Origin of the sequence: Kribbella sp. NPDC049584 (assembly GCF_040675555.1) — a bacterium.
Classification (GTDB): domain Bacteria; phylum Actinomycetota; class Actinomycetes; order Propionibacteriales; family Kribbellaceae; genus Kribbella.
This window is the reverse complement of record NZ_JBFAPF010000017.1, coordinates 86481-112344: the sequence shown is the minus strand read 5'-3', so window position 1 is coordinate 112344 and position 25864 is coordinate 86481. Positions and strand designations below refer to the sequence as shown.

Here is a 25864-nt window from a genome sequence, read left to right as displayed (position 1 = left end):
CAGGCTGTGCCAGGATGGCGCTTCCCCTCGGAGGTGATCGACATGGCGGCGGCGGAGACTCTGCTACTCCTGGTGAGCATGCACCGGATCGTCAGACACCTGCGCCGGAGCAGGACCACCACGGTCATGCACCCGACGCAGTTCCTGGCGCTGATGCTGATCGCCGACGAGCAACCGATCCGGATCGGCGAGATCGCCAACCGGGTCCCCTGTTCGCAACCCACCGCGACCACGACGGTCGCCGCGCTGGAAGAGGCAGGCCTGGTCCGCCGCGAGCCGGACCCGGTCGACGGCCGCGCAACCGCCGTGGTCCTCACCGAAGCCGGTGCCGCCACAGTCCAGGCCTCCGGCCAACAGGCCGCCGACGAACTCTCGCACCTCCTCAACCGCCTCCCCGAGGAAGACCAAGCGCTGGTCCTCAAGGCCGGCGAAGCCTTGTCTCGCATGGCCAAGGACCTCTAACCGGGGCATCCCAGGGCATCCAGGGGCAGATGGGAAAATCCGCTCCCGCAGCGCCGAATTCCCGCTACAGTTGATGTTGCCGAGGGACACGAGTCCCCCGGAAGTGAACCCGGCAGCTCACCGGACGGTGGACGAGCCGGGTTTCGCGCTGTTCAGAGGTTCCTGAGCTGACAGAACGGTGCCACCGCCCTCCGCCATGCGCCACCTCGCATCCAGCACCACGCGACAGCATCAGGCACCCAGAGAAGCGGATCCGCCTTGGCGACCAGGACATCCCACCGCAGCGTCTCGTGGTAGCCGTACCGCCTTGCAGCCTCTCGGAGCCAGCGGCGGTCGCGCTCGTAGGTCGACTCCTCCATCTCGACCACAAGGCGTTCAGCCGCCGGGCCACAGTCCCGGACGATCGCGTCGAGACACTTGCGCCGATCCTGAAGCGAATCTCGAGGCGCCGGGTAGAGGTCTACCAGGAGATGGAAGCCTGCGATGACGTCGAGGATTTGCTTCCGTCGTGCGGCCTTCTCGTGGTTGAAGTGCAGGCGTTCCTGTCCGGGCAGTAGGAGCGTTCTCAGCGCTTTGCGGTTTACTGCTACGTCTTCTGCTTGGCATCGTGCGGCGGCCATGAGGAGGCCACCGGACTTGGTTTCGTCGACGAACACGTGGATTGGCATTTCCCCGCCCTGGTGAGTGCAAGGTATGACGATCACACGTGGGGCGTGGCGTCGTTGGATGTGACACCGGGGCATCTCGGGGCAGCCTGGGGCAGATGGAGATGGAGCCGCCGGAGGTGAGTCCTCCGGCGGCTCCGTGGGCGTTAGTTGCGGTTGAGGGTGAACGTGGTGGTTGTGTTCTGGATGTCTACCGCGTTGTTGGTGAGGGTCAGGTTGTTGAAGGTGGCGGAGCCTACGGCTGGGCCTTGGCCGGGTTCGGGGAGTTCGTTGGCCCAGATTCCGAAGCCGGACTTGCTGTCGAAGGCATCGCCGGATTTGCGGGCTCCGGAGATGGTGGTGTTGGTGAAGACGGTGTCCGCGACCGGGAACTGCGGTTGCCCGCCGACGTAGTTGGTCTGGAACATGATTCCGCTGTACGTCGGATCGACGACGTCCAGATCATTGACGCGAATCCCCTGGAAGATCTTCGATGCCGAGAAGATCCACACCCCGGGGAAGGCCTGATTGCCCCAGAAGTGCCCACCGGACCGCACCACCGAAGCATTCTCGAAAACCGTCGGCGGCGTCGCGCCGAAACCGTTCATCGGAATGCCGAAGTCGAGCGAACTGATCGTGATCCCGGGATACGTGAGCATGTCCGCCGCGTACAAATTCCGGAAGATGTTGTTGGTGCCGCCGTACACCGCGAAGCCCGCCGCCCGCCATGTCAGCGACGCGGACAGGTTCTCGAAGACGTTGTCCCGGACCTCGCCGCCGCCGTTGTCGGTGGCGTTGAAGAGCGCGAAACTGTCGTCGCCGGTCGAGCGTGCGTCGTTGTTGCTGACGGTGTTCCCGGCCGACCCGTTCGTCATGTTGATGCCGTCGGCGAACGTGTCCCGGATGCGCGAGTTCTTGATCACCGAGTTGTCGGTGTTCGCGCCCCAGTACAGGCACATCTGGTGCTCGACCCAGATGTTGTCGATGGTCATGTTCGACGTACCCGCGAAGTTGAAGACCTTCCCCGGGCCGTCGTTGCGGCTGTCGTAGTTCCCGAAGTACGAGAATCCGCTGAATGTCGACCCGTTCGCCGAGGACTGCGCGTCGAACCCGACATCGGTGTTCGACTGGTTCTGCGGTGCCACGAACCGGGTGAACCACGGCCCCGCGCCGACGACGCGGATCGCACGGCCGTAGACGTTGAACTTCGACGACGTCTGGTACTCACCGGCCGGTAGGTACACGCCCTGCAGCGTGGTGTCCTGCCGCACCCGGTCGAGCGCGTTCTGCACGTCCTGCTGCGTGAAGCCGGCCGGCGTCACGTACCCGGCGCCCGGATTCGGGACAGCCGAGACAGCCTCGGTGTCGATGAAGTCGATCGAGTACGTCGAGCCGTTCGACGGGTCCTTCTGCAGGCGGATCTTCGTGCCTTGCGGATAGGTCTGGTCGAGCATGATGTTGGCTTCGTCGTAGATGTGCCGGGCCGACCCCGAGCCGGGCGAGTTGTTCGGCGACGCCTCTGCGCCGTACAGCCAGGCGTACTTCGAGGTCAGCGGCAACGTTTTCGCGAAGCTGCCGTTGATGTACACGCTGATCGACGAGCTCTGCCCGCCGCCACCGGCGGAGTCCGGCATCGAGAACCGCGTGACCAGCGTGTTCGTCGACGCCCGCGTGGTGAACTCGACGTACGAACCGTTCGAGTTGAGCGTCACCGCACGCCGACCGGACGCCTCGCCGGCCAGATCGCCGATCGCCCGGTTCGGGCCGATGACGGTCGCGCCGCCGCCGACCGAGGCGTCCTCGGCCTCCAGGTGGTCGTACGGCATGTTCGCACCACGACCGACGAACAGCGGCCGATCGCTCGTGTTGTTCGTCCGCTTCACCGGCAGCTCGTTGGCGTCGTCCGCAATCACCACGCGGACGGTGTAACGCCCGTTCGCCGCGGTCCAGTTGCCAAGAGCAACAGCTGGCGTGGTCGCGCCGGCCGCGATCGCACCGTTGTAGGACCCGGTCAACGTCGTCACCACCGACGACCCGTTCAGCACCGTCAGCGTGATCCCGTGCGCACCAGACGCAGAGGCGACACTGCCTTGGTTGCGCAGAGCAACAGAGAAGGCGACGGAGTTGCCGGCCGACGGGTTGCCGGGCGTCCAGTTGACTGCCGACGCGACGAGGTCGGAGCTCGCAACCGGAGTCACCACCAGAGGCCCGGATGCATTGGCGGTGTTGTTCCCGTCGTTCTGCTCGATCACCGTGTTGGCCTCGTCGACCTTGGCGCTCAACGAGTACGACCCCGCGTCGCGCGTTCCGATCGATGCGCTGACCGTCGTCGACGCCCCGGCCGCGAGCGCGCCGACCGCCGCCGTGCCGACCTTGGTGTTCCCGAGGTAGAAGTTCACGTCGGTCGCCGCTGAGCCCGCCGTACCGCCGTTGTTGACCGTCGCGCGGACCGTGATCGCGTCGGTCTCGACCGGCGACGTCGGCGTCCAGCTGATGCCCGACAAGGTGAGGTCTGGGTTCGGTGCCGGTACGCCGAGCACCTGCAACTCCGCAACCTGCCCGGCCGGTGCGCCGGTGTTCCCGGTGAAGTTCAGCCGTACGTCGGCGACCCGCGCGCTGACCGGGATCGTGACGCTGTTGCCGCTCGACGGGTTGAAGTTGTACGACGCGGACGCAGCGATCGTGGTGAAGGTTGACGAGCTCTGCTCGCGACCGAGGATCGAGAAGGTCTGAGTGCGAGGACCCCACGCCGGGTCCGGGTTGAGCCGGACCACGATCGAGCTGAGATCCGCGTTCGCACCGAGCTGCGTGGTCAGCGTCGCCGGGTTGGCATTGCCCTCCCAGTACGTCGTCACGTTGTCGTCGTTCGCGTTCGCGGGGACGTAGGTGAACGTGTATCCGGACGCGGTGATCGGCTTGTGCAGCGCAAGATTGCTGCCCGGACCGCCGCTGCCGTTGCGCGTGACCGTGTTGCTGTTCGCCGATTGGTTGCCAGCAGCATCCTTCGCGCGAACGAAGTACGAGACCGAGACGTTGGCCGGCTGGTTGTCGGTGTACGTGAGCACGTTGCCGGCCACGCTCGTGCGCAGTTGACCGTTGGCGTAGACGTCGTACCCGATGACCCCGACGTTGTCGGTCGACGCGTTCCAGGTGAGGCGGATCTGGCCGGCGCCGGGCTCGGTGAAGGCCAGGCCGCCCGGGGCGGTGGGAGCCTGGGTGTCACCGGTCGCCGGTCCGTAGACCTCGAGCTCGGACAGTTGCCCGGCCGGCCAGCCGGTGTTCGCGGTGATCCGGATCCGGACGTACCGCGTGGTCGCCGTACCGTAGTCGACCGTCACGGTGTTGCCCGGCGGGCTGAACGTGCGCGCCGCCGACGCCGACAGGTCGGTGAAGTTCTGCCCGTCGACGCTGCCCTGGACCGCGAGGGTCTCGTCGCGGGCGCCCCAGTTCGCGGTCGGCAGCTTGAGCACGACCTGGTTGGTCGCGACCGACGAGCCGAGGTCGACCTGGACCCACTGCGGGAACGCGTTGTTGGCGCTCTCCCAGTAGCTGCTCTGGTTGCCGTCGGTCACGTTCGACGCGACGTAGTTCTGGGTGCTGCTACTGGCCGAGGCGGCCTTGCCGGCCGCGAGGTTCGGTCCGGCGAGTACGGCAGCCTGTGCGGCCGGCGCCGGCCGGACGAGGGGTGCCGCCGCGAGACTCGCAGCCAGCAAGGCGGTCAGCAACCGCCATCTCGGAATACGCATGGGCCTCTCCTGGTGGGCGGGTCAGGGAAGAGCTGTCGCGCGGGAGTTCAAAACTTTCGCTAGCTTGCTCATTTCTTGCGCGACGATGGCTCATTGTTACGGCACCATCACGCAGGCGTCAACGGTTCGGGAACGACGAGGGCCCGGCTCGCATCGAGCGAGCCGGGCCCTCGGGGGAACAGTGTCAGCTTGGGTCAGTGCTTGGGTCAGTGCTTGGCAGGACCCTCCGCGCCGGCGCCGGTGAATGCGCGGACCGAGAGCTCCTTGTAGCGCAGTTCGCTCGCCCTGTCCCGGCCGAGGTACGTGCCGAGGACGCCGAACAGGAAGCCCAGCGGGATCGACACGATGCCCGGGTTCGACAGCGGGAACCAGTGGAAGTCGGTGCCGGTGATCATCGACGTCGGCTTGCCCGACACCACCGGCGAGAAGACGACCAGGACAACGGCGGAGATCAGGCCGCCGTAGATGCTCCAGGTCGCGCCCGCGGTGTTGAACCGCTTCCAGAACAGGTTGAACAGCAGAGCCGGCAGGTTCGCCGAGGCCGCGACCGCGAAGGCCAGTGCGACCAGGAACGCGATGTTGAGCTTCTGCGCCGGGATCGCCAGCGCGATCGCCACCGCACCGATCCCGACCGCCGCGAACCGCGCCACCCGCAGCTCGGCCTTCTCGGACGGCTTCTCCTTCGCGATCACGTTCGCGTACAGGTCGTGGGCGAACGACGACGCCGACGTCAGCGTGAGTCCGGCGACCACCGCGAGGATCGTCGCGAACGCGACCGCCGCGATCAGCGCCAGCAGGATCGCGCCGCCGATCGAACCGGCGCCACCACCCACGGACTCCGCCAGCAGCGGCGACGCGACGTTGCCCTTGGACTCGGCCACCGCCGAACCCTTGCCGGTGTCGAGCAGCGCCGCCGCGCCGAACCCGAGGGCCAGCGTCATCAGGTAGAACACGCCGATCAGACCGATCGCCCACTGCACCGAGCGCCGCGCGGAGCGCGAGTCCGGCACGGTGTAGAAGCGGATCAGGATGTGCGGCAGACCCGCCGTACCGAGGACCAGGGCGAGGCCGAGCGACAGGAAGTCGATCTGGCCGGTGAGGTCCTTGCCGTACAGCAGACCGGGCTGCAGGAACGACTCGCCATGACCGGACTTCGCCGCGGCCGAACCGAGCAGGTCGGAGAGGTTGAAGTGGAATTTCAGCAGGACGAGGAACGTGATCACGACGGTGCCGGCCATCAGCAGCACGGCCTTCACGATTTGCACCCAGGTGGTCCCCTTCATGCCGCCGACCGTCACGTAGATGATCATCAGCGCGCCGACCAGGATGATCACGGCCGCCTTCAGACCCTCGCTCTTCACGCCGAGCAGCAGCCCGACCAGCGCGCCCGCGCCGACCATCTGGGCGAGCAGGTAGAAGATCGACACCACGATCGTCGAGGTCGCGGCCGCCGTCCGGACCGGTCGCTGCTTCATCCGGAACGCGAGCTGGTCGGCCATCGTGAAGCGGCCCGAGTTCCGCAGCAGTTCGGCGATCAGCAGCAGCGCGACCAGCCAGGCGACCAGGAACCCGATCGAGTACAGGAAGCCGTCGTACCCGTAGAGGGCGATCTGGCCGGAGATGCCGAGGAACGACGCCGCGGACATGTAGTCACCCGCGACCGCCAGGCCGTTCTGCGCGCCGCTGAACGAACGGCCGCCGGCGTAGTAGTCGGCGGCGGTCTTGTTCTGCCGGGACGCCCACCAGGTGATGTACAGCGTCACGGCAACGACCGCGCTGAACAGCGAGATCGTCAGCGCCCGGTTGCCCGGCTCGGTTGCCAGCGGGATGAGAAGCGAGTTCACCGGCGGCGCTCCCTCTTGTACTTGGCGTTCAGGCCGTGGGCCAGCGGATCGAGCTTGCGGTTGGCGAACCGGCCGTACAGGGCCGCGATCACGAACGTCGACACGAACTGCAGCAGGCCGAAGATCAGCGCGACGTTGATGTGGCTGCCGCCGATCCGGTGGCTCATGAAGCCGCGGGCCCAGTTGTTGCACGCGACGTAGGCCAGGTACCAGGCCATGAAGGTGATGGTCCACGGCACCACGAAGTTCTTGTAGCGCCGTTTCAGCTCGGTGAAATCGGCTGCCTCGTAAACAGCCTCGTAGGCGCGGGCATCCCGCTCGCGCACCGCCTGGTCGTCCATCAGTTCCCCTTTTGCCCGGACTCGAACAGGTGCACGTTAGCCGCAAGTCCCCGATTTGTGACCTACCGCAACCAAAACGTTTCTAGAGATGGGGTGCGACCGGCCCGTCGACGGTACGGCGGTAATTGGCGAACTCGCTGGGGTGCGCCCGGAAACAATCGGTGAAGTACGGCATCCGCAGCGCCTCCGGCGGCCGGGCGGTGTGCTCGTAGATCAGCTCGATCTGGTCCAGGACCTGGTCGCGCCGGGTGTCCTTGAGTACGGCGACCCGCGAGTGCGACTGGGCCAGTTGCCGCAGCCCCTCGCGGTTGAGGTCGTGCCAGTGCCGGAACCGGAGGAACTCCGGCGGGGTGAACAGGTTCGACTGGTCGAGGATCGGCACCGGATCGAACCGGTCGCTGCCCCCGGCGCCGTCGCCCTGGATGACCTGGAAGATCCGCCGGACCCACGGCACCACGGTGTCCGCGTTGTTCCAGAGCAGGCCCAGTACGCCGTTCGGCCGCAGCACGCGGGCGATCTCCGGCAGCGCGCGGGCGTGGTCGAACCAGTGGAACGCCTGCCCGACGATGACCGCGTCGACCGAGGCGTGCGCGAGCGGGATCGACTCCGCGGCGCCGACCATCGTGTCGATACCGGACCGCCGGCGGCAGACCTCGAGCATCTCCTGCGACGGGTCGACCGCGATCACGTCGTGGCCGAGCTCGGCGGCGACTGCGGCGAGCTTGCCGGTGCCGGCTCCCAGATCGAGGACCTGCAGCCCGCGGCCCGGGCCCAGGATCCAGGCCAGCGACTCGACCGGGAACGTCGGCCGGCCCACGTCGTACGCGGCCGCGACGGCGCCGAACGACGTCGCCCGCGCCGCGTGCGCGCCGTTGGCGGGGCTGTCCGCGGAGTCCCCGGCTGGATCATCGGTGGTCATCACCGTAAATCATGCCGTAGTGGACGGCCTGCGTGTCGTCACTCGCCGAGCTTCTTCTGCTCGATGTGCGCGTTGAGCGCGGCCAGCTCCGGGTGGGCGTCGAGGATCGCGACCAGTTCGGCGCAGCTGAGCCGGGGCGCGTCGAAGTCCTCGATCAGGGCGTCGAGCAACTTCCAGTCGTCCGCGGTGTCGAGCGTGAGCCGGTACTGCGCCGCGTTCCTGGAGCCGCCCGACCAGGGCAGATTCAGCAACCGCATCTCGCCGGACCGGTTCTGATGCAGGTACGGCGTGACGTGCTCGCGGTCGGCCTTGAGCGTGGCCTTCGCCTCCGCGTCGTACAACCGGGCGGTGGAGAAGATCTCGAAGTCCATGCCGCGCGGGTAGGTCCGCTCGAGGCAGTTCGAGATGTAGAGGTCGAGGTCGTTCTCGGCCCGCCACCGATCGACGCCCGCGGCAACGATCTCCGGGTCGATCAGCGGGCAGTCGGACGTCACCCGGACGACCGCGTCCAGCTCGTGCTCGCGGGCGGCGCCGGCGAACCGGCTCAGAACGTCGTCCTCGCTGCCGCGGAAGACCGGGATGCCGTCCTCATGACACACCTCCACCACCAGGTCGTCGTGGACATTGGTGGTGGTGGCAACGATCACCTGCAGGCCGGTCCGGCTCAGCCGGTCGAGGTGGTGTTCGAGGTACGAACGGCCCGCGACGCTCAGCAGCACCTTGGCCGGCAGCCGGGTGCTGGTCACCCGCACCTGCGTGATGATGCCTATTTTCAGGAGTTCCATCGGAACATCTCCCGGATCTCGGCCGGACCGGCGACATGGTCGACGCCCAGCTCGGTATCGGTGAACTCACGCGCGACCGCCGGCGGGACGAACGGCTGGTCGAGCTCCGGCCACAACCGTTTGATCCGCGCCTGGCCGCCGAACGACGGGTGCTCGTTCTCCAGCACCATAGGATCACCGTAGACCCCGGGCTGCAGTCCGAGCGAGGCGCCGTACAGAACCGCCGAGCTGAGGCGGTTGGACGCGACGCGCTCGTGCTTGCGGAGCTCACGGAGCTGGTTGACCAGGAACTTGGCGTTGGTACGGCGCCAGTGCAGGCCGCGGTAGCCGTGCGTGATGACCCGGAATCCGGCGTCCTTGTAGACGTTGCGGATCGCGGGCTTGTCGTACTCGTTCCAGTACAGGCAGACCGTGACCGGGCCGGTCTCGTGCTCGTTGATCGAGGCAACGATCCGGCCGTGGTCGCCGAGCACGTGCTGACCTTCCCAGCCGTGGAACGGGTAGAAAATGGTGCCCTTGGCACGTTTCGAGGGTGTGGCGAGCTCCGGGTGCACCTTGAGCAGGTACAGCCAGACCGAGCCGATCACCGAGTAGTTGCGCAGCCCCAGCGCGTGCCCGCGGCGGCGGACGCTGTCGGACCAGACGAACTTCGGCATCCCCGGCGCGAAGTTCGTGCCGTGCGCGAACCCGTCAAGGATGTTCCAGCCGTGCTGCAGGTAGCCCCAGATGCGCGGTGGCTTCGAGAGCCCGGCGTACGCCGCCATGATGTTGGCATGGCCATAGAAGTGGTTGGCGTGGTGCATCAGCGCCGCACCTTCCGCAGCACCCGCTTGAGGCGGCGGCGGATGACGCGCGCCGGGTTGAGGACGGCATGGCCGACGCGATACGGGAGCGAACGACGGATGCCGCTCACGGTCCCTTCGAAGAGGATCGCGCGGGCGCTCGCATGAGCGAGTTCGTCAGCGAGCCGGGCGACTGTCGCGAGCTGCTCGGCGCTGCCGCGCGGGCGGATCACTTCGTCCGGGCTGAACTCGCGCTCGGGCACGGTGATCCCAGCCATCGCGGCCAACCGCGCGGTCAAGGCGTGCGGATCAGCTGCTGCCGGCCATGGTTGCCGAGAGCCACTTTCCAGCGCGCGCTTCGCGAACCGCTCCAGGTGCTCCACGACGTCGAGTTCCTGCGGTTCCCCGAACAGCCGGTACGACGACCCGTCCAGGATCACGTTGTCCGGCGAGCCTGCGCCCCCTGCCGCCAGCCAAGCCACGTAGCCAGGAATCACTCGCCGAAGCTCGGCCTGATCATCACAGCGCAGGGCCAGCAAAAGGTGCTCCTCCAACAAGACACCTTCGCCCTCAGGCACAACCCCCGCAGGCAACACACCCGGAGCATCCGCCCCAACCACGAAGTACCAAGCCGGCGCCAACTCCAGGCCGAGCCCAGCCGCAGCCGCATCGAGCACCACCCGATACGGATCCATCAACACCGGCCCATCGTTGCGTGAAGCAACATGCCGGGCCGCGACAACGCCGGCGAACCCGTCAACCGCACTCAGCGCAACCTCCGCCTGGGTCAGCGACGGAAACACCGCATAAGTTTGCACGCCACCTGTGTGGGCAGCGAGTGCGGCGGTGAGAGGTTTGAGGCCAGCTGGCGCGCGGTCGGAGAGGTCCCGCCCCCAGTCCTCGTCCCGCGGCAGAGCCGCCGCGATATCCGGCTGCACCAACCGCTGGAACCCGAACGAGTTCTCCGCCCCGAGCAACAACCGTCCACCCGGTGCAAGCTGCCCCTGAAGCCGCGCAAGCGCCTCACCCCAGGAGAACTTCGCCGTGTCGGGCCCGACGAGGCGCTCCAACCCGTCCAACGCAACGACCACGTCGTACCCGCCGCTCTTGTGGTCGATCGGGAAGCGGTCGAGAGAGCCGCAGACGACCTCGCCCTTGGTGGTGGAGAGGAGTTCGGCCAGCTCCTCGGCGTCCGGCGCGGAGCGGACGAGCAGATCCACCGACGTCACCTGCCCAGCAACAGCGGTGACGAGGTCGGCGGCGTGAGGTCCTGCGATCAGGACGGAGTCCTCCGGCTGCAGCACGGCGGCCAGGAGTGCTGTGGCTGCGGATCCGGCGGCTGCCGGGCGGGCGTCGCCCGGGTGCAGATCCGACCAATTCAGCATCTCTCCGCCGATCAGGTTCGATCGGGTCACATCTGTCACGTTAGCCAACCAGTCTGAGCAAGGTCTCGATCACCCGGTCCACGTCACCGTCGGTGAGGGCCGGGAAGAGAGGAAGGGACAGTTCCTCGGCGTAGTACCGCTCCGCATTCGGGCACAACCCACGCTGGTAGCCCTGCCGCGCGAACACCGGATGCCAGTACACCGGAATGTAGTTGACCTGTACGCCGATCCCCGCCGCGCGCATCTGCTCGAACACCTCGCGCCGTCGCCCGCCGAGGACGCGGATCGGGTAGAGATGCCACATCGGGTCGACGCCGTCCCGCTGGACCGGCGTACGCAGACCGTCCACGCCCGCAAAGGCCTCGTTGTAGCGCGCGGTGATCTCCGTACGACGGCGCTTGAACTCGGCGAGCCGGGCGAGCTGTGAGAGGCCGAGCGCTGCGCCGAGATCCGTCAGGCGGTAGTTCACGCCGTACTCGTGGACCTCTTGGTGCCACGGGCCCTCGTCGGTGAGCTCGAAGCGCGAAGGGTCGCGGACGAGGCCGATGAAGTGGAACTCGTGGGCGCGCTGGGCGACGGCCGGGTCCTTGCAGATGACCGCGCCGCCTTCGCCCGTGGTGAGGTTCTTCGTCGGGAAGAACGACATGGTGGTGACATCGGCCAGGTCGCCGACCGGGCGGCCATCAGCAGAGCCACCGACGGAGTGGGCGGCGTCGGCCAGCGTCTGGGCGCCGACCCGATCTGCCAGCGGTTGCAGTGCGGTGTAGTCGGCGGCTTGGCCGGCATAGTCGACCGCGGCGATGACCCTCGACTGCTCGGTGAGAGCAGCTTCCACAGCGGCGGGGTCGATGAGGCCTGTGTCGTAGTCCACGTCGGCGAAGGTCACCTTTGCGCCGAGGATGGCTGCACAGGACGCGGTGGCTACGAAGGTCATGGGGGTGGTGATGACCTCGTCGCCCGGTCCGACACCGAGGGCGGCGTACGCGATGTGCAGTGCCGCGGTGCCCGACGTGCAGCTGACGGCTCGATGTCCGCCGGAGAGCTCCGACACCGCCTGCTCGAAGGCGGTGACTGCCGGCCCGGTCGTCAGCCAGTCGCCCCGCAGTACGGCGGTGACCGCCGCGATGTCCTCCTCGGAGATCGACTGGCGTCCGTACGGCAGCACGGTCAGACGTCGCTCTCGAGGATCTTGCGGATCTCCTCGATCGTGTACCACTGGTCGTTGGTATCCGACGCGTAGTGGAAGTCGCCCGCGACAGGCCGGCCGTCGACTGGCGGTTGGTAGCCCCAGGTGGCCAGGTCCGGCTGCAGCACGAAGCGATTGCCGAGGGACAGCGCGCGGCGGCCTTCCTCCGGGCTGATCATCTCCTCGTGCAGCTTCTCGCCGGGGCGCAGCCCGACGTCGTGCATGCTCGCGCCGGGCGCGATCGCCTCGGCCAGGTCGGTCACCTTCATCGACGGGATCCGCGGCACGTACAGCTCGCCGCCGGTCATCAGGTCGAACGAGTCGACCACGAACTCGACCGCCTCCGGCAGCGTGATCAGGAACCGGGTGCAGCGCAGGTCGGTGATCGGCAGCGACTGGCCGGCCGCGTGCAGCGCGCGGAACTTCGGGATGATCGAGCCCCGGCTGCCCATCACATTGCCGTATCGCACGACGCTGAAGCGGGTGTCGTACGCCGCCGCGTAGTGGTTGCCGTTGATGAACAGCTTGTCCGCGGTCAGCTTGGTCGCGCCGTACAGGTTGATCGGGCTCGACGCCTTGTCCGTGGACAGCGCCACGACCCGCTTCACGCCGCAGTCGATCGCCGCCTCGATGACGTTCTGCGAGCCGATCACGTTGGTCTGGACGAACTCCCACGGGTTGTACTCACCGCTGTCCACCTGCTTCAGCGCCGCGGCGTGGACGACGTAGTCGACCCGGTGCATCGCCCGCAGCAAGCGGGAACGGTCGCGGACGTCGCCGAGGAAGAACCGCAGCCGCGGGTCGTCACCGAACAGCTGCCGGACCTCCCATTGCTTCAGCTCGTCGCGGCTGAAGACGATGATGCGGCGCGGGTCCAACTGGTTCAGCGCGTGCCGTACGAAGCTCCGGCCGAACGACCCGGTGCCGCCCGTGACCAGGATGTCTGAGCCGGTGAGAATTGACACGCGAGCGGACCCTTCTGACGGACAGTTCCGAACCGCACACACGCGGTACGGACCTCGAAACAATAGCTGCCCCGTGAACCAGTCCTTCAATCCACTGTCTCAGCCCCGGGTGATCAAACGTACGTTAGTGTCCCGCAAGCGGTGTGGCTTGGCGCTATCGGCGCCCAGGCACGCACCTCGGTGCACTTGGCCAGCGCCCACGATGCTCCGCATCGAGGCCACTGACCAAGCACCCCGATGCACGCACCTGGACACCGCTATCACTCAAGCCACACCGCTTGCGGGACACTGGCGGCCGTGAAACGCGTCGGAGTGCGATGTGATGTGGGGCCGGACCGGGGCATCGGCCATGTGATGCGCTGCCTGGCGCTCGCCGAGGAGGTACGCCGGCGCGACGTCGAACTGGTCTTCATCTGCGATGCGCACACCGTGCCATGGGCCGCGGACCAGATCGCGGCGCGCGGTATCGACGTACATCCCGCTGTTTGGACGCCTGCCGAGCACGTGGAGCTCTTCGGACGGCTGGGGCTCGACGCGGCGGTCTTCGACTCCTACGACCTGGACTCGTCCGTCTACGCAGCGGTCCGGGTGCTTCCCACGCTGGCGATCGTCGACGGCGACTTCCGTGGCGCCGAGGCGGACGTGCTGGTCGACCAGAACCTCGCCGCCGAGCTCGACCACCCCGCGCTGCCGCGGGACTCGGTCCGGCTGGCCGGTCTGCCGTACGTGATGATCCGCGACGAGGTCCTCGACCACCGTCCCGCGGAGCCGCCGACGGCCCGGCAGACCGAGGTACCGAAAGTGTTCGCGTTCTTCGGTGGCACAGACGCCTTCGGCGCCGGCCCGTACGTCGTCCGCGCGCTCGCGGCGACCGGTCTGCCGTTCGAGGCCACCGTCGTCGCACCCAGCCCCGATCTGGCCGCACGGATCGCTGCGGTCGACCTGCAGCCGCATCAGCGCCTCCAGACCATCGGCCCGACCAATCAGCTGGCCGCGCGGGTTCGTGAGGCCGATCTGACCATCAGTGCGTCGGGTACGTCGACCTGGGAGCTGCTGTGCCTCGGTGCAACGACCGGGCTGGTCTGTGTGGTCGACAACCAGGTGATGGGCTACGAGCGCGCTGTCGGCACCGGCGCGGCGGCTGGGCTGGGTCTGTTGAGAGCACTGGAGACAGACGCGTCGTCCGCGGTCACAACTCTCAAGCGATTGCTGACCGACCCGGCAGAGCGTGGCCGGTTGGCGAGCGCCGGCTGGGAGCTGGTCGACGGCCGAGGGCGGGAGCGGGTGGCTGACGCCCTTCTGCAGCTCATCTGAGTTCGTAGATCGTCGCGTCCAGAGTGGCGTGGCGCAGGCGGACGTAGTTGCGGAGCGCGGGTGACACTCCGCCGGCCCGGTTGTCGGCGTACAGCCAGCGCACTCCGGCCTGGCGTAGTCGGTCGATCGACGCCGGTGTGGGTGACTTGAAGGCGATGTCGTTGGCGGCCAGCTCGCTGCTGTCCCAGTACGGGATGAGGCTCGGGTTGCCGCCGGTGGTGAGGGCGATCCGGTTCGCCTGATTGGAGTACGACCAGCCTTCGATGAGCACTGGGCGCTCCGACAACGCAGCGAGCCAGAAGTGCCGGCTGTCGCAGAGGCCGTCGCGCTGGATGATGCAGTGGGCGTTGGTCGCGACCAGATCGCCCGGTGCGCTGTTTCGCTGGAGCCACCGAGCAGCGCCCGCTTCGGCAGCCGTCGCACCGCCGCGGAACGGATGCGCGAAGACCAGATTCGACGCCTTGTCCGACACGAACGCCTGCAGAGGCACCAGCGCTGCGCCGATCATGCACGCTGCCACCGCAGCACCGAGCAACGCCACGAAGAAGTTGCCCGGTCTCCGCGCCAGCTTCCAGACGACGGCCACCAGCACAGCAACCGCCAGGACGGCGGCCAGCGTCCACAGCCAGGGCGCCTTGATGCCGGGCAGATCAGCGGACTGCCATCGAGCGATCGCCAGCGCGACCAGACCGAGGAGTCCAGCCGCCCCGACAAGCACTACGGCTCGTCGATCGCGGAGCCGCCCGACCAGGTTTGCCAGCCCGGCAGACGCGAGTACCGCGACGACTGGGAACGCAGTACGGAGGAAGTAGAGCTGGCTGACGCCGGACTGTGTCGTCAGCAGCGTGCCCAGCAACCCCGCGACCACGAAGCCGGCCAGGAAAACCGCGCCGGTGTCCCGCCACCTCCGCCCGAGGAAGAACAATCCGGAGGCCGCCAGCGCCCAACTCAGCAAAGTCGTTGCCCCAGACAACAACTGCGCGTGCGGGTTCGGCATCAGCAGCGAGTACGGCGCCAGCTGGACGAACGTCTCGAACGGCTTGATCTCCGTACCCCAGGTGCTCCCGCCGAAGATCGTGATCAGCGCGGCCACGAACACCGCGAGCGACAACAACCCACCGAAGAACGCAGGTCGAGTACTCCGTCGCGCCAGCCCCAGCTGCAGGAACGCGAATGCGAACCCGACTCCCACCAGCGGCAGGATCGTCGACTTCGCCCCGGCCGCGACCAGCGCGAGCAGCACCAGTAACACCCATCGGCTGCGCGGCTTGCCGTCGGACCGCAACAGGTCCACTGTCACGATGCACACGGCCAGTGCGATCAGTACTCCGAGGTTCTGCGTAGGACTCAGGTACGCCGCGACCGCAGTGGACACCCCGCCCAGTCCAGCTCCGGCGAACGGCTGCATGGCCCCACCGAGGCCGGCGACGAACACAGCGAGCGGCCCGGCCCAGGTGGCGCCCGACTCCGACGTCGGAGCGAGCCGAGTGGTCAGCGCGAACACCAGCCCGCACCCAGCGAGGAACAGCGGCAGCCAGCTCAGCGAATGGATCAGATCAGTCAGATCGATCCGCGTAGCCCACTGCGTCGCCGCCGTCGCCTGGTGGAAGAACGTGTGGTACTTCATCGGCTCTCCGCCGAGCCACAGCGTCGAGATCGGTACGTCGTACTTCGCACTCGCGGCCAGCGCCTGCTGGAAGGCCAGATCCGGGTAGGCGCGCAGCGGATCCGTGTACGCCGGGAGGAACTGCCCCGGACCGCGCCGATAGACGATCAGCAGCACCACCGCGGTCGACGTCGCGAGCAGCCACGCCTGCAGCGGCCGCAGCGGCTGCTCGACCCGCCGCCAGACCCGCGCCCGGGCGTCACTGTCGACGAACGCGACCACCAGCACGACCGGAGCCCAGACCCACGACCACGCCTGCAGACCGATCGACGCACTGGCCAGGTAGACCAGCACCTGCCCGGCTGTCCCGACTGCGAACCCCGCGGACAGGTCCTCGACCAGGTTGCGTCCGTACCCGCCGATCAGCCGCCACAGCGCGAACCCGGGGAGCATGACCGCGACCCCGGTGAACAGCACGAACCGGACGAGCTCGAAGAACGTCGCGTGCAGGGCGAGCAGGACGAGCGCCAGCACCACGACGGCCAGCCCGGCGACCAGACCGGAAAGGGAAGGCCCCGCAGTACGCGGCCCCCGCCGCCTCGCTCTCGCGCGCATGCCGTAACACTAATGTGAAACTCGCCGCAGAGCGTGCCCGGCGATTCACGGGTGGTCACCTCGAGGTCACCATGATGCCTTAAGCTCGACGCCCTATGAGTTGGTACGACGCGCTCGAGGCCGGTGAACTGACCGTCCGGCCGTCCGTTGACGCGGCCAAGCGGTTCGGGGTCTCGATCGACCGGATGTCGGTCTCGGCCTCCGCCGGTACGCCGCTCGCCGAGGTGCTGGGCGCGGTCGAGCGGTCGACCGCGGACGTGATCGTGCTGCGCTACCCGGCGCGCGAGACCACCTGGTTCGCCGCGCTGGCGGCTGGACCGCGGCAGGCGCTGCTCGCCGACACCGTCGTCTACTGGTCGCTGCCGACCGGCAAGGGCCGGCGTCCCGCGCCGCTGGCCGGGTTCAGCACCCGGCTCGAGCCCACGGCCGACGATGACCTGGTCGACGACCTGGTCGCGGACGTCTTCGGCGACTCCGGCAACCACTACTGCTCGAACCCGATCTTCGACCGGACCCTCGCGCTGGCCGGTCGGCAGGACTGGGCCCGGCGGCGCATCGCCGAGGCAGGCGCCGTCGTACTGCGGGGGCCCGACCGCCGGGTGCTCGCGCTGGCGGCGATCGACCAGCAGCGCTCCTGGACCGAGATCCAGCTGGCCGGCGTCGTACCGGCCGAGCAGGGCCGCGGACGCTACGGCCACCTGCTCGCCGCGATCGAGGATGCGTGCACCTCCCGGCGGCTGGTGGTCTCGACGCAGGGCCACCAGACCGGCATCCAGCGGATCTGGGCACGTTACGGGTTCGAACCGGTGCATAACCTCCTGACCGTTCACCTCGTTGCCGCTACGTAGTCCCCTGGGGGCCCGCGTACCGCTGTCGAGGGAGGAAACACCGGAGTGACGCCGCGGCTGAGCGTGGTGGTGCCCTTCTACGGCGTCGGTGAGTACCTCGGAGACTGCCTGGAGTCGATTGCCCGGCAGGCCTGGACCGACTTCGAGGCGATTCTCGTCGACGACGGTTCGCCCGACGACAGCGCCGTCGTCGCCAAGGAGTTCTGCGACCGGGACCCGAGGTTCCGGCTGATCCAGCAGCTCAACGCCGGTCCCGGCCCTGCCCGCGACCGAGGCATCAGCGAGGCGACCGGTGAGTATCTCGCGTTCGTCGACGGCGACGACCTGGTCTCGCGGTACGGGTTCGCGGCCCTGGTCCGGACCTTGGACCGAACGGGTTCGGACTTCGCCGGCGGCAACGCGCGGCGGTTCAACAACAGCTTCGGCGTCCGGCCGTCGTGGCTGCACAAGCAGCCGTTCGCCAGGGTCCGGCACGCCACGCACGTGACGGAGTTCCCCGACCTGGTCCTGGACCGGATGCTGTGGAACAAGGTCTACCGCCGGTCGTTCTGGACCGAGTACGGCTACACCTTCCCCCCGATCCGGTACGAGGACTACCCGGTCGCGCTCAAGGCGCACCTGGACGCAGTCACCGTCGACACGATCACGCAGGCCGTCTACTACTGGCGCGAGCGGGAGTCCGGCGAGTCGATCACCCAGCAGAAGTTCCAGCTCGGCAACATCCGCGACCGAGTCACGTCGGCCGGCATGGTGATCGACCTGGTCGAGGATGCCCCACCGGTGGTCCGCCGGCGTACGCACGCCCACCTGGCGCAGATCGACGTGCTGACGCTGATGTCCGCGTTCGGCACCGTGCCCGTCGAGGAGGAGCAGCACCTGGTCGACCTGTCGCGCGAGCTGCTCGACCGGATCGACACCGACGTACTGGCTGCCACGCATCGGTACGACCGGATCCAGCACGCTGCTCTTCGGGCCGGCGATGTCGACCTGCTTCGTCGGCTGGCTGTCTTCCGCAACTCCGGCGGCCTTCGCGGCGGCGCTCGGGCCGTTCCGCGCGCCAAGCGTTCGCGGCAGCTCGACTACAACTACCCCGGGCGGGGCGAGACCGTCGTACCGCGGCGGCTGTACGGCGTGCGCGAGCAGGACCTGACCCTCGCGACGAGCGTGCGTGAGGTCGTCTGGGTCGACGGCAGGTTGTCCGTCAAGGGCACCGCCGAGATCCGCCACCTGGAGACCGATCGCTCGTCGAGCCTGCAGATCGCGCTGGTCGTCGACGACGCGTCACACCCCCTGGAGGTACGCCGGTACGCCGCGCTGGACCTGCACGGCGACAAGTCGCTCGTGGGATTCGAAGTACTGCTGGATCCCGAACTGCTCGCTCGGTGCACGGGCTCGCCCGCGCACTTCGAGGTGCGGATGCGATCGGGGCGGCGGGACCGGAAGGGCATGCTCGGCGGCCAAGGACCGGGCAGCCCCGGTTGGGCGCCGGGTGCGTGGATCGACGAGACCAACTGGATCCAGCCCGGGCCGGGCAAGCACGGCTGGTTCTCGCTGCGGCGACTGACGGACCCGTGCCGGTTGATCGCGGTCGAGCAGACCGACGACGAGTTCGTGCTGCACGGGCGGGCGTCGTTCGACGAGCCGGAGTTGCACCTCAGCCGGCCGGTCGTCGGCGGTGAGGAAGAGATTCCGCTGGAGATCTACGGGCGTGACTTCACCGCCCGGCTGCCGATCCGGGACATCCTCGCGGCGGCGAACCACGACGATCCCTTCGGCCAGCGGACGACGCGGTCGTTCCGGGTTCACGGTCCGGATGGGCAGCAGCGTGTGCTGCTGTGGACTGCCGGCGACTCGGCCGTTTCGCGCGTTGTCGACGATCGGGTCGTCACGCTGACGCGGTCGACCGGCGGGTACGTGAACCTGCACGAGTCGCCGATCCGGACGACCGCGGCCCATGCTGTGGCTGAGGGCAATCAGCTGGTCGTGCGCGGTTCCGAGGGCTGCGACGTCACCTTCAGCTGGCGGCGGTACCTGGCCGACTCCGACGATCACCTGGACGTCGAATGCCGTCGTACCGTGTCCGCCGACGGATGGTCGGCCGCGGTCGACGTCGACGCGCTGATCCCGGTGACGGCCGTGAAGGTGTCGGTCGACCCCCTGGCCGCGTTGGCCGACTGGATCCTCTTCGCAACCTCCCCCGACGGTGCGGCCCACGCCGTACAGTGCGAGCCCTTCCTCTGCAGCCGGTTGCCGTTGGCAATCACACATGGCCCGCACGGGACGCACGCGCTGGCCGTCCGACCCCATGCCGGCACTCTGCACGTCGAGGTGCGCTGATGCATCATCACAACCACTACTACGGCCAGACGCACATCCTGTCGCGGTACGCCGGGTTCGACTTCGACCACCCGCCCCGGCTCCGGGGATACCTGCAGCACGGCTGGAACATCGGCTGCGGCTGGAACCCGGTGCACGAGTTCTACGACGGCGCCTGGCGGTTCACCTGGAGCGATGCGCCGCGGCGTCGCGGGCACGCGCTCGGCCGGCGGAACTACCACAGCATCGGTGCGCCGTTCCTGTACCTGATGGAGCTCGAGCCGGAGAAGGACGAACCGGTCGAGCGTGAGGGCACTTTGTGGTTCCTGTTCCACGGGTGGGAAGGCGGCAAGATTCACGGCGACCACCGGCGGCTGATCGACGAGATCCGCGAGACCGAGCCCGGCCCGGTGACCTTCAGCCTGTACTACACGGAGTACGACCGGCCCGAGGTGCGCGGGTTCTACGAGGACGCCGGGTTCCGCGTGGTGTCGTTCGGGCGGCGCGGGTTCTCCTACGAGGGAACCGATCGGCGCTTCCTGTTCAAGCAGCTCGCCGAGCTGCGCAAACACAAGCGGGTGGCGGCCAACCGGCTGTCGACCGCGATCCTCTACGGCATCGCGGCCGGCTGCGAACCGGCGGTGTACGGCGATCCGATGGAGATGGAAGGCGAGAACCCGTTGTTCGGCGGGCAGAGCCGGATCGAGCGGTTGTGGCCGGAGATGCTCGGCAAGTCGATCGACCTGGAGGCCGCGCGTGCCACCACCGAACTCGAGCTCGGGAAGCCCTGGATGATGCCGCCCGCAGAACTGCGGAGTCTGTTCGATTGGAGAGAGCGTGTCTGAGGTCCAGGTGGTTCGCGGAGAGATGCAGCCGTGGACCGATCACACGACGCCGCGTCCGGCGCTCGCGGCGCTGCTGACCGACGTCGTCCCGGCCAACCGCCGGACGCTGATCCTCGGGCCGCACGCGCCACAGCAGATCGAGTCGGTCCTGGCGCACTCCGCCGACGTGACGATCCTGGTCCGTTCGGTCGCCGACGCGCAGCAGCTCGGCGAGGACTTCGGGCCGTGTCTGCAGGTGATCGCGGGCGCGCTGGATGGCCTGGAGGGCGAGCCGTACGACGTCATCATCGCGACCGACGGGCTTGACCGGGTGCTCGGCTACGACAGCACCGACCTGTCGTGGAGGGAGCGGCTCGCGGCGTTGTCCCGGCTCGCGACGCCGGACGCAGTCGTCGTGCTCGCGCTGGAGAACGAGTTCTCGCTCCTGAATCTGCTGGACAGTCGGCCCGCGCACGAGCGTCACGGCGACGACGAGTGGCGCCCGCTCCACGACGACCCCACCCGCCCGGTCTCCGTCGACCAGCTGAAGGCCGCGCTGCCGTGGCGAGCCGAGGTGTACGCCGACTTCGCGTCACGCACCTTCGTTCGCGCCGACCTAGCCGCGGGCGCCCGCCCCGGCGAGCTGCCCACCCGGCTGGCGATCGGCGCGCTCGAGGCCATCGACGTACCGCTCCTTTCCCCGCCGCACGAGGGTGTCGACACAGCCGCGCGGGCAGGCCTGCTGGCATCGGTGCCCACCGGCTGGCTGGCGATCTGCGGGGCCCAGCCGTCGCACGATCTGTATGCGCAGACGGCTCAAGCTGTCCTGACCGCCGACCAGAACCTCACCGGCTGGGACATCACCACGACCATCGGTCCAGGCGTCGCCGAGTCCGACGACCATGCGCGTGCCGCGGAGGCGCTGTCCTTCGACCCGTCCGTCGTCCCGACCACCGTTCCCTCGGGTGTCTCGGTGGAGACCGTGCTGTTCCGCCTCGCCGCGGCCGAGGACGTGCCCGCCTTCCGCAAGTTGGCTGCCGACCTTGGCGACTGGGTGACAGCCTCTCGCGTGATCGTGCGGTGGGACGACGTCATCGTCGACGGCGAATCCTTCGCGTACGGCGTCTCGCCGTGGGTGGCCCCGGAGTGTGTCGAGAAGGACGATCTGCTGGCGGCTGCCTGGGTGCGGTTCCAGGATCGCCTGCTGGGGCAGCACCGGCGGCACCCGTGGCCGCCGTGGATGGTCGGGGATGACCTGGTGTCCGCGTGGCTCGGGATGTCCGGGATCGAGCCGCCGGAACAGCTCCCGGCGACCTCACCTGATACCCCGCCGGCAGCCGCCCAACAAGTTGCTCGAGGCAAGGAGCTGGCGGCGGCGCTGGACGTGGTCCTCGAGACCCGCAAGGACACGGTCGACGTACGCACGGCGCTGGCGGAGGCCGAGGAAGCCAAGAAGGAGCTGTTCGAGCTCAAGGGTCACGTCTACGGACTCGAGCGGACGCTCGGCTTCCGCAACAAGGCGATGAAGACGCGCGAGAACCGCATCCGCGAGCTCCGCGGCCAGCTGCAGCGGCTCACCACCGCCCACGAGCGCATCCGCGGTTCCCGGACGTACGCCGTTTCGCGGGTGATCTTCCACGCCGCACAGGTCCGCAAGCCCAAGACCGTTGCCCGCAAGGTCGCCCGCCGGATCCGGAAGCGATGAGCAGTCCGCGCCCTGCTTCTCCGCGGCTCAGTGTGGTGGTGCCGTTCTACAACGTCGGTGCATACATCGGGGACTGCCTCGACTCGATCGCACGACAGACCTGGGGCGACTTCGAGGCGATCCTGGTCGACGACGGTTCGCCGGACGACAGCGCCGTCATCGCGAAGGAGCTGTGCGCCCGCGACTCGCGGTTCCGGATCGTCGAGCAGGACAACGCCGGGCTCGGTCCGGCGCGCAACACCGGGATCGAGCACGCGACGGGGGAGTACCTCACGTTCGTCGACAGCGACGATCTGGTCACCCGCCACGGCTTCGGGCTGCTGATCAAGGCGCTCGACCGGACCGGTTCGGACTTCGCCGGCGGCAATGCGCGACGGTTCAACAACAGCTACGGCGTACGGCCGTCATGGCTGCACGGGCAGACGTTCACCGAGGACCGGTTCGCCACGCACATCTCCGAGACGCCGCAGCTCGTGCTCGACCGGATGGTGTGGAACAAGGTCTACCGGCGGTCGTTCTGGGACGAGTACGGGTACCGCTTCCCCGCGATCCGGTACGAGGACTACCCGGTCACCCTCAAGGCGCACCTCGACGCGGTCACCGTCGACACGATCGCGGCGCCGGTGTACTTCTGGCGCGAGCGCGAGTCGGGTGACTCGATCACCCAGCAGAAGTTCCAGCTCGCGAACATCCGCGACCGCGTCGTCTCCGCGGGCCTCGTGCTGGACGAGATCGAAGACGCGCTGCCGGAGATCCGGCACCGCGTGCACGCGCACTTCCGTCAGATCGACCTGCACTCGATCCTGTCCGCGTTCGGCACGGTTCCGCCGGAGGAGGAGCAGCATCTCGTCGAGCTGACGAGCGAACTCCTCGGCCGGCTGGACGACGCCGTACTCGAGTCGGCGCCGCGGGTCGCCCAGCTCCAGTTCGCCGCTGTCCGTGCGGGCGACGTCGAGCTGCTGCGCCTGGTCGCCCTGGACCCGGACGCGGCGAAGGAACACCTGCCGCTGTCCAAGACCGACTTCACGCTCGCGACGAGCATCCAGGAGGTGAGCTGGATCGACGGTGAGCTGTCCGTGCGGGGCACCGCCGAGATCCGCCACCTGCAGTCCAAGCCGTCGAGCCTCCGGATCGGTCTCGTCATCGCGGGCCGGAACTATCGGCTTCCGGTACGGCGGTTGCCGGCGACCGACCTTCGCGGCGACGAGAGCCTCGTCGGGTTCGAGGTCCGGGTCAGCCAGGAACTGCTCGCCAAGTGCCCGGCAGGCCCGTCGCACTTCGACGTACGGATGCGTGTCGGTGGGATCCGCCGCCGGGACCTGCTGCGCGGCCAGAAGGCCGGCAGCCCGGGATGGCCGCCGGGGATGTGGATCGACGGGACCAGCTGGATTCAGCCGGGTCCGGGTAAGGAAGGCGCCTTCGCCGTACGGCGGTTGGCGGATCCGTGCCGACTGACGTCTGTCGAGCAGACGCCCGATGCGCTCGTGCTGCACGGGCGGTCGGCGTTCGACGAGCCGTCGTTGTTCGTCAGCCGGCCGTTGTCGGGCGGCGAGGAGGAGCTGCCGCTCGAGGTCCACGGTCGCGACTTCACCGCGCGGTTGCCGATCCGGCCGATGCTCGAGGAGATCAACCCGGACGATCCGTTCAGCCAGCGCACGACGCGGGCGCTCCGGATGCGTGGTCCGGAAGGCCGGGAGCAGGTGCTGTTGTGGACCGCGGGCGACCGGCTGGTCTCCCACGCCGAGGGCGGCCGCGTGGTGATGTTGACCCGGTCGACCGGCGGCTACGTGAACCTGCACGAATCCCCGATCCGGATGACCGCCACCGCAGCAGTTGCTGCTGGCAACATGTTGGTTGTGCGGGGTCCTGACTGGGGTGACGTCGACTTCAGCTGGCGACGGTACCTGCCTGATTCCGACGACTACGTGGATGTTGTGTGCCGTCGTACCGTGTCGGACGACGGCTGGGCGGCAGTCGTCGAGATGGCGACGCTGGAGCCGGCCGACTGGATCCTCTTCGCGACGGCGCCGGACGGTACGTCGCATGCGGTGCAGTGTGAGCCGTTCTTGTCCAGCCGGTTGCCGCTCATGATCACGCGCGGGCGGCACGCCTTCGCCGTACGTCCGCTCGCCGGCACCTTGCATCTCGAGGTGAGCTAGCGCCTCGCCACCAGCAGTTGGTGGGTGACCGGCCAGCCGACGGGGTCGCCGTCGGGGGTGGCGATGGAGGCGACTGGGGCGATGCGGTTGTCGATGACCCAATCGTTTCGCCACGCCTTCGAGGCCGGGTCGATCGTGAAGCCGGCGCGTTCGGCGACCGCGGACCAGCCGGCGAAATTCAGGCCGCAGAACTGTTCGTGCGTCTCGCTCAGCCAGTTGTCGACGTAGTCCTTGCGGGTCAGGAAGTCCATCGCGTCGGCCAGTCGGAGCGTGATTCTGTCGCCGGTGAGATCGAACTCGAACGGGACTTTCGCGTTGCGCCGGAAGTCGTGGGCGAACTGGAAGAACCGTGCGCGGGTGGAGAGTTCGGTGACGTACGCCGCCGGGTCGTCGAGTACTTCGAGCTCGGTGACCTTGGCCGGGTTCTTCCCGTCGCTGTCGTCGAGTTGCAGCACGACCGGGCGGTCCGGCTCATCGGGGCCGCAGACATCGGAGTTGATCCAGACGCCGTGCGGTGCCGTGTGTGCGAAGAGCGCGTCGGCAAAGCGCTGGACGGTGCCAGGGCGCGAACCGTCGGCGTACGACCAGATCTCGTGGGTGAGCGCGAGCGTCAGCGTGGTGTCGATCGACCGCGGCGGGAAGACGGCCGAGCCGAGCATGTTGCGTTGGTAGAAATAGACGTTCGGGTTCGTGAAGAGGCCTTGCTCTTTCTTGTGCACGCATTCGGCGTACAAATGCCGGGCGACCTCGACGCCGATCAGATCCGACTCGTGAAAGCGCGGGTCCGCATCGATCAGTTGCAGGGTCGCGCCGGTCGCGCAGCCGATGTCGAGAATGCGTCCGGGGCGGACGAAGCCCTTGATCTGCTGCCATTTCCGGTCCGCGGCGGTTTCGAACGCGTCGGCGTACGTCTTGTAGTCGCGGGTCGTGGTGAGGCCGCCGTCGTCGCCGACCACCGGGTCGTTCACGCACCGCGCGACGTGCGCGTCCAGGGCGTACCGTTCGAACACGTCCACGGTCGCCGGGTGCGCCAGCTCCTTCCACTGATCATTGCCCTCAGCAATCATCAGCAGGACGTCCCAGGGGCGGGCGACCCCGTCCGGCTCGACCCCGATCACGCTGAACCCGAGCCGCTCGTACAACTTGCTCACGGCCGGCGTAGAACAGGCAACGACCGTATTCTCCGGCGTCAACCGCACGAGATCATCGGTCCCCGCCTCGATCGCCTTCACCGTCACCTCGGCGAAGTCATCCGTCGGCGGCGTATCCACCACCCCCACCACCAACGACCGAATCCCCGTCGCCACACTGAACCGCTCGATCGCAGCCTCCCGCCGATCGAACCCCACCGGATTCCGCTTGGTCGTCTGATGATTAGCCGACGTCACCGCCCAAACCACAGTCCGGTCGGTGAATTG

19 protein-coding genes are annotated in these 25864 nt (G+C 68.1%); 7 read left to right on the top strand and 12 right to left on the bottom strand.

The window, feature by feature from the left end:
* Positions 1 to 42 precede the first annotated feature (42 nt).
* Positions 43 to 462, top strand: coding sequence for a MarR family transcriptional regulator (locus AB0J62_RS39465; protein WP_363882660.1), 420 nt, complete (start codon positions 43 to 45; stop codon positions 460 to 462).
* Between the two features lie 152 nt (positions 463 to 614).
* Here the strand turns inward: AB0J62_RS39465 and AB0J62_RS39460 are convergent, their stop codons facing one another.
* The 10 genes from AB0J62_RS39460 to pseB all read right to left on the bottom strand — a co-directional run bounded on the left by AB0J62_RS39460 (position 615) and on the right by pseB (position 13059).
* Positions 615 to 1130 carry a hypothetical protein gene (locus AB0J62_RS39460; RefSeq protein WP_363882657.1) on the bottom strand — a complete coding sequence of 172 codons (516 nt, stop codon included), beginning with the start codon at positions 1128 to 1130 and terminating at the stop codon, positions 615 to 617.
* Positions 1131 to 1273: 143 nt separating this feature from the next.
* Complete coding sequence (locus AB0J62_RS39455; RefSeq protein WP_363882654.1) at positions 1274 to 4852, bottom strand: discoidin domain-containing protein; 3579 nt, start codon at positions 4850 to 4852, stop codon at positions 1274 to 1276.
* Positions 4853 to 5058: 206 nt separating this feature from the next.
* Positions 5059 to 6696 carry a cation acetate symporter gene (locus AB0J62_RS39450; RefSeq protein ID WP_363882651.1) on the bottom strand — a complete coding sequence of 546 codons (1638 nt, stop codon included), beginning with the start codon at positions 6694 to 6696 and terminating at the stop codon, positions 5059 to 5061.
* Complete coding sequence (locus AB0J62_RS39445; protein WP_137252138.1) at positions 6693 to 7037, bottom strand: DUF485 domain-containing protein; 345 nt, start codon at positions 7035 to 7037, stop codon at positions 6693 to 6695. Before AB0J62_RS39445 ends, AB0J62_RS39450 begins: the two co-directional genes overlap by 4 nt.
* 82 nt (positions 7038 to 7119) lie before the next feature.
* Positions 7120 to 7956 (bottom strand): class I SAM-dependent methyltransferase, encoded by an 837-nt coding sequence (locus tag AB0J62_RS39440; RefSeq protein ID WP_134105982.1) that lies wholly within the window; start codon positions 7954 to 7956, stop codon positions 7120 to 7122.
* A gap of 38 nt (positions 7957 to 7994) precedes the next feature.
* A complete protein-coding gene (locus AB0J62_RS39435; protein ID WP_363882646.1) occupies positions 7995 to 8741 on the bottom strand; it encodes a glycosyltransferase family protein in 747 nt (248 codons plus the stop codon).
* A complete protein-coding gene (locus AB0J62_RS39430; protein ID WP_363882644.1) occupies positions 8729 to 9544 on the bottom strand; it encodes a hypothetical protein in 816 nt (271 codons plus the stop codon). The genes AB0J62_RS39435 and AB0J62_RS39430 overlap by 13 nt, the downstream gene beginning before the upstream one ends.
* Complete coding sequence (locus AB0J62_RS39425) at positions 9544 to 10938, bottom strand: hypothetical protein (RefSeq protein ID WP_363882642.1); 1395 nt, start codon at positions 10936 to 10938, stop codon at positions 9544 to 9546. The genes AB0J62_RS39430 and AB0J62_RS39425 overlap by 1 nt, the downstream gene beginning before the upstream one ends.
* A gap of 10 nt (positions 10939 to 10948) precedes the next feature.
* A complete protein-coding gene (gene pseC / locus AB0J62_RS39420) occupies positions 10949 to 12073 on the bottom strand; it encodes a UDP-4-amino-4,6-dideoxy-N-acetyl-beta-L-altrosamine transaminase (RefSeq protein ID WP_363882639.1) in 1125 nt (374 codons plus the stop codon).
* Positions 12074 to 12075: 2 nt separating this feature from the next.
* Complete coding sequence (gene pseB / locus AB0J62_RS39415; protein WP_363882636.1) at positions 12076 to 13059, bottom strand: UDP-N-acetylglucosamine 4,6-dehydratase (inverting); 984 nt, start codon at positions 13057 to 13059, stop codon at positions 12076 to 12078.
* 297 nt (positions 13060 to 13356) lie between these two features.
* On the opposite strand from pseB, the gene AB0J62_RS39410 reads away from it, so the two are divergent.
* Positions 13357 to 14373 (top strand): spore coat protein, encoded by a 1017-nt coding sequence (locus tag AB0J62_RS39410; RefSeq protein WP_363882633.1) that lies wholly within the window; start codon positions 13357 to 13359, stop codon positions 14371 to 14373.
* Here the strand turns inward: AB0J62_RS39410 and AB0J62_RS39405 are convergent.
* Positions 14366 to 16594, bottom strand: a complete 2229-nt coding sequence (locus AB0J62_RS39405) for a hypothetical protein (protein WP_363882630.1) — start codon at positions 16592 to 16594, stop codon at positions 14366 to 14368. The genes AB0J62_RS39410 and AB0J62_RS39405 overlap by 8 nt on opposite strands.
* Positions 16595 to 16689: 95 nt before the next feature.
* On the opposite strand from AB0J62_RS39405, the gene AB0J62_RS39400 reads away from it, so the two are divergent.
* From AB0J62_RS39400 to AB0J62_RS39380, 5 genes are read left to right on the top strand one after another with little or no spacing between them, the layout of a single operon-like run.
* Complete coding sequence (locus AB0J62_RS39400) at positions 16690 to 17442, top strand: N-acetyltransferase (protein WP_363882627.1); 753 nt, start codon at positions 16690 to 16692, stop codon at positions 17440 to 17442.
* Between the two features lie 45 nt (positions 17443 to 17487).
* Positions 17488 to 19779, top strand: a complete 2292-nt coding sequence (locus AB0J62_RS39395) for a glycosyltransferase (RefSeq protein ID WP_363882624.1) — start codon at positions 17488 to 17490, stop codon at positions 19777 to 19779.
* Positions 19779 to 20603 carry a hypothetical protein gene (locus AB0J62_RS39390; protein ID WP_363882621.1) on the top strand — a complete coding sequence of 275 codons (825 nt, stop codon included), beginning with the start codon at positions 19779 to 19781 and terminating at the stop codon, positions 20601 to 20603. Before AB0J62_RS39395 ends, AB0J62_RS39390 begins: the two co-directional genes overlap by 1 nt.
* Entirely contained in the window at positions 20596 to 22287 is a 1692-nt protein-coding gene (locus AB0J62_RS39385) for a hypothetical protein (RefSeq protein WP_363882618.1), read from the top strand. The genes AB0J62_RS39390 and AB0J62_RS39385 overlap by 8 nt, the downstream gene beginning before the upstream one ends.
* The gene (locus AB0J62_RS39380) at positions 22284 to 24446 is read left to right on the top strand and encodes a glycosyltransferase family 2 protein (RefSeq protein WP_363882616.1); all 2163 of its coding nucleotides are present in this window, start codon (positions 22284 to 22286) and stop codon (positions 24444 to 24446) included. Before AB0J62_RS39385 ends, AB0J62_RS39380 begins: the two co-directional genes overlap by 4 nt.
* On the opposite strand, the gene AB0J62_RS39375 is transcribed toward AB0J62_RS39380, so the two are convergent.
* Positions 24443 to 25834, bottom strand: a complete 1392-nt coding sequence (locus AB0J62_RS39375) for a class I SAM-dependent methyltransferase (RefSeq protein ID WP_363882613.1) — start codon at positions 25832 to 25834, stop codon at positions 24443 to 24445. The genes AB0J62_RS39380 and AB0J62_RS39375 overlap by 4 nt on opposite strands.
* Between the last annotated feature and the right edge of the window lie 30 nt (positions 25835 to 25864).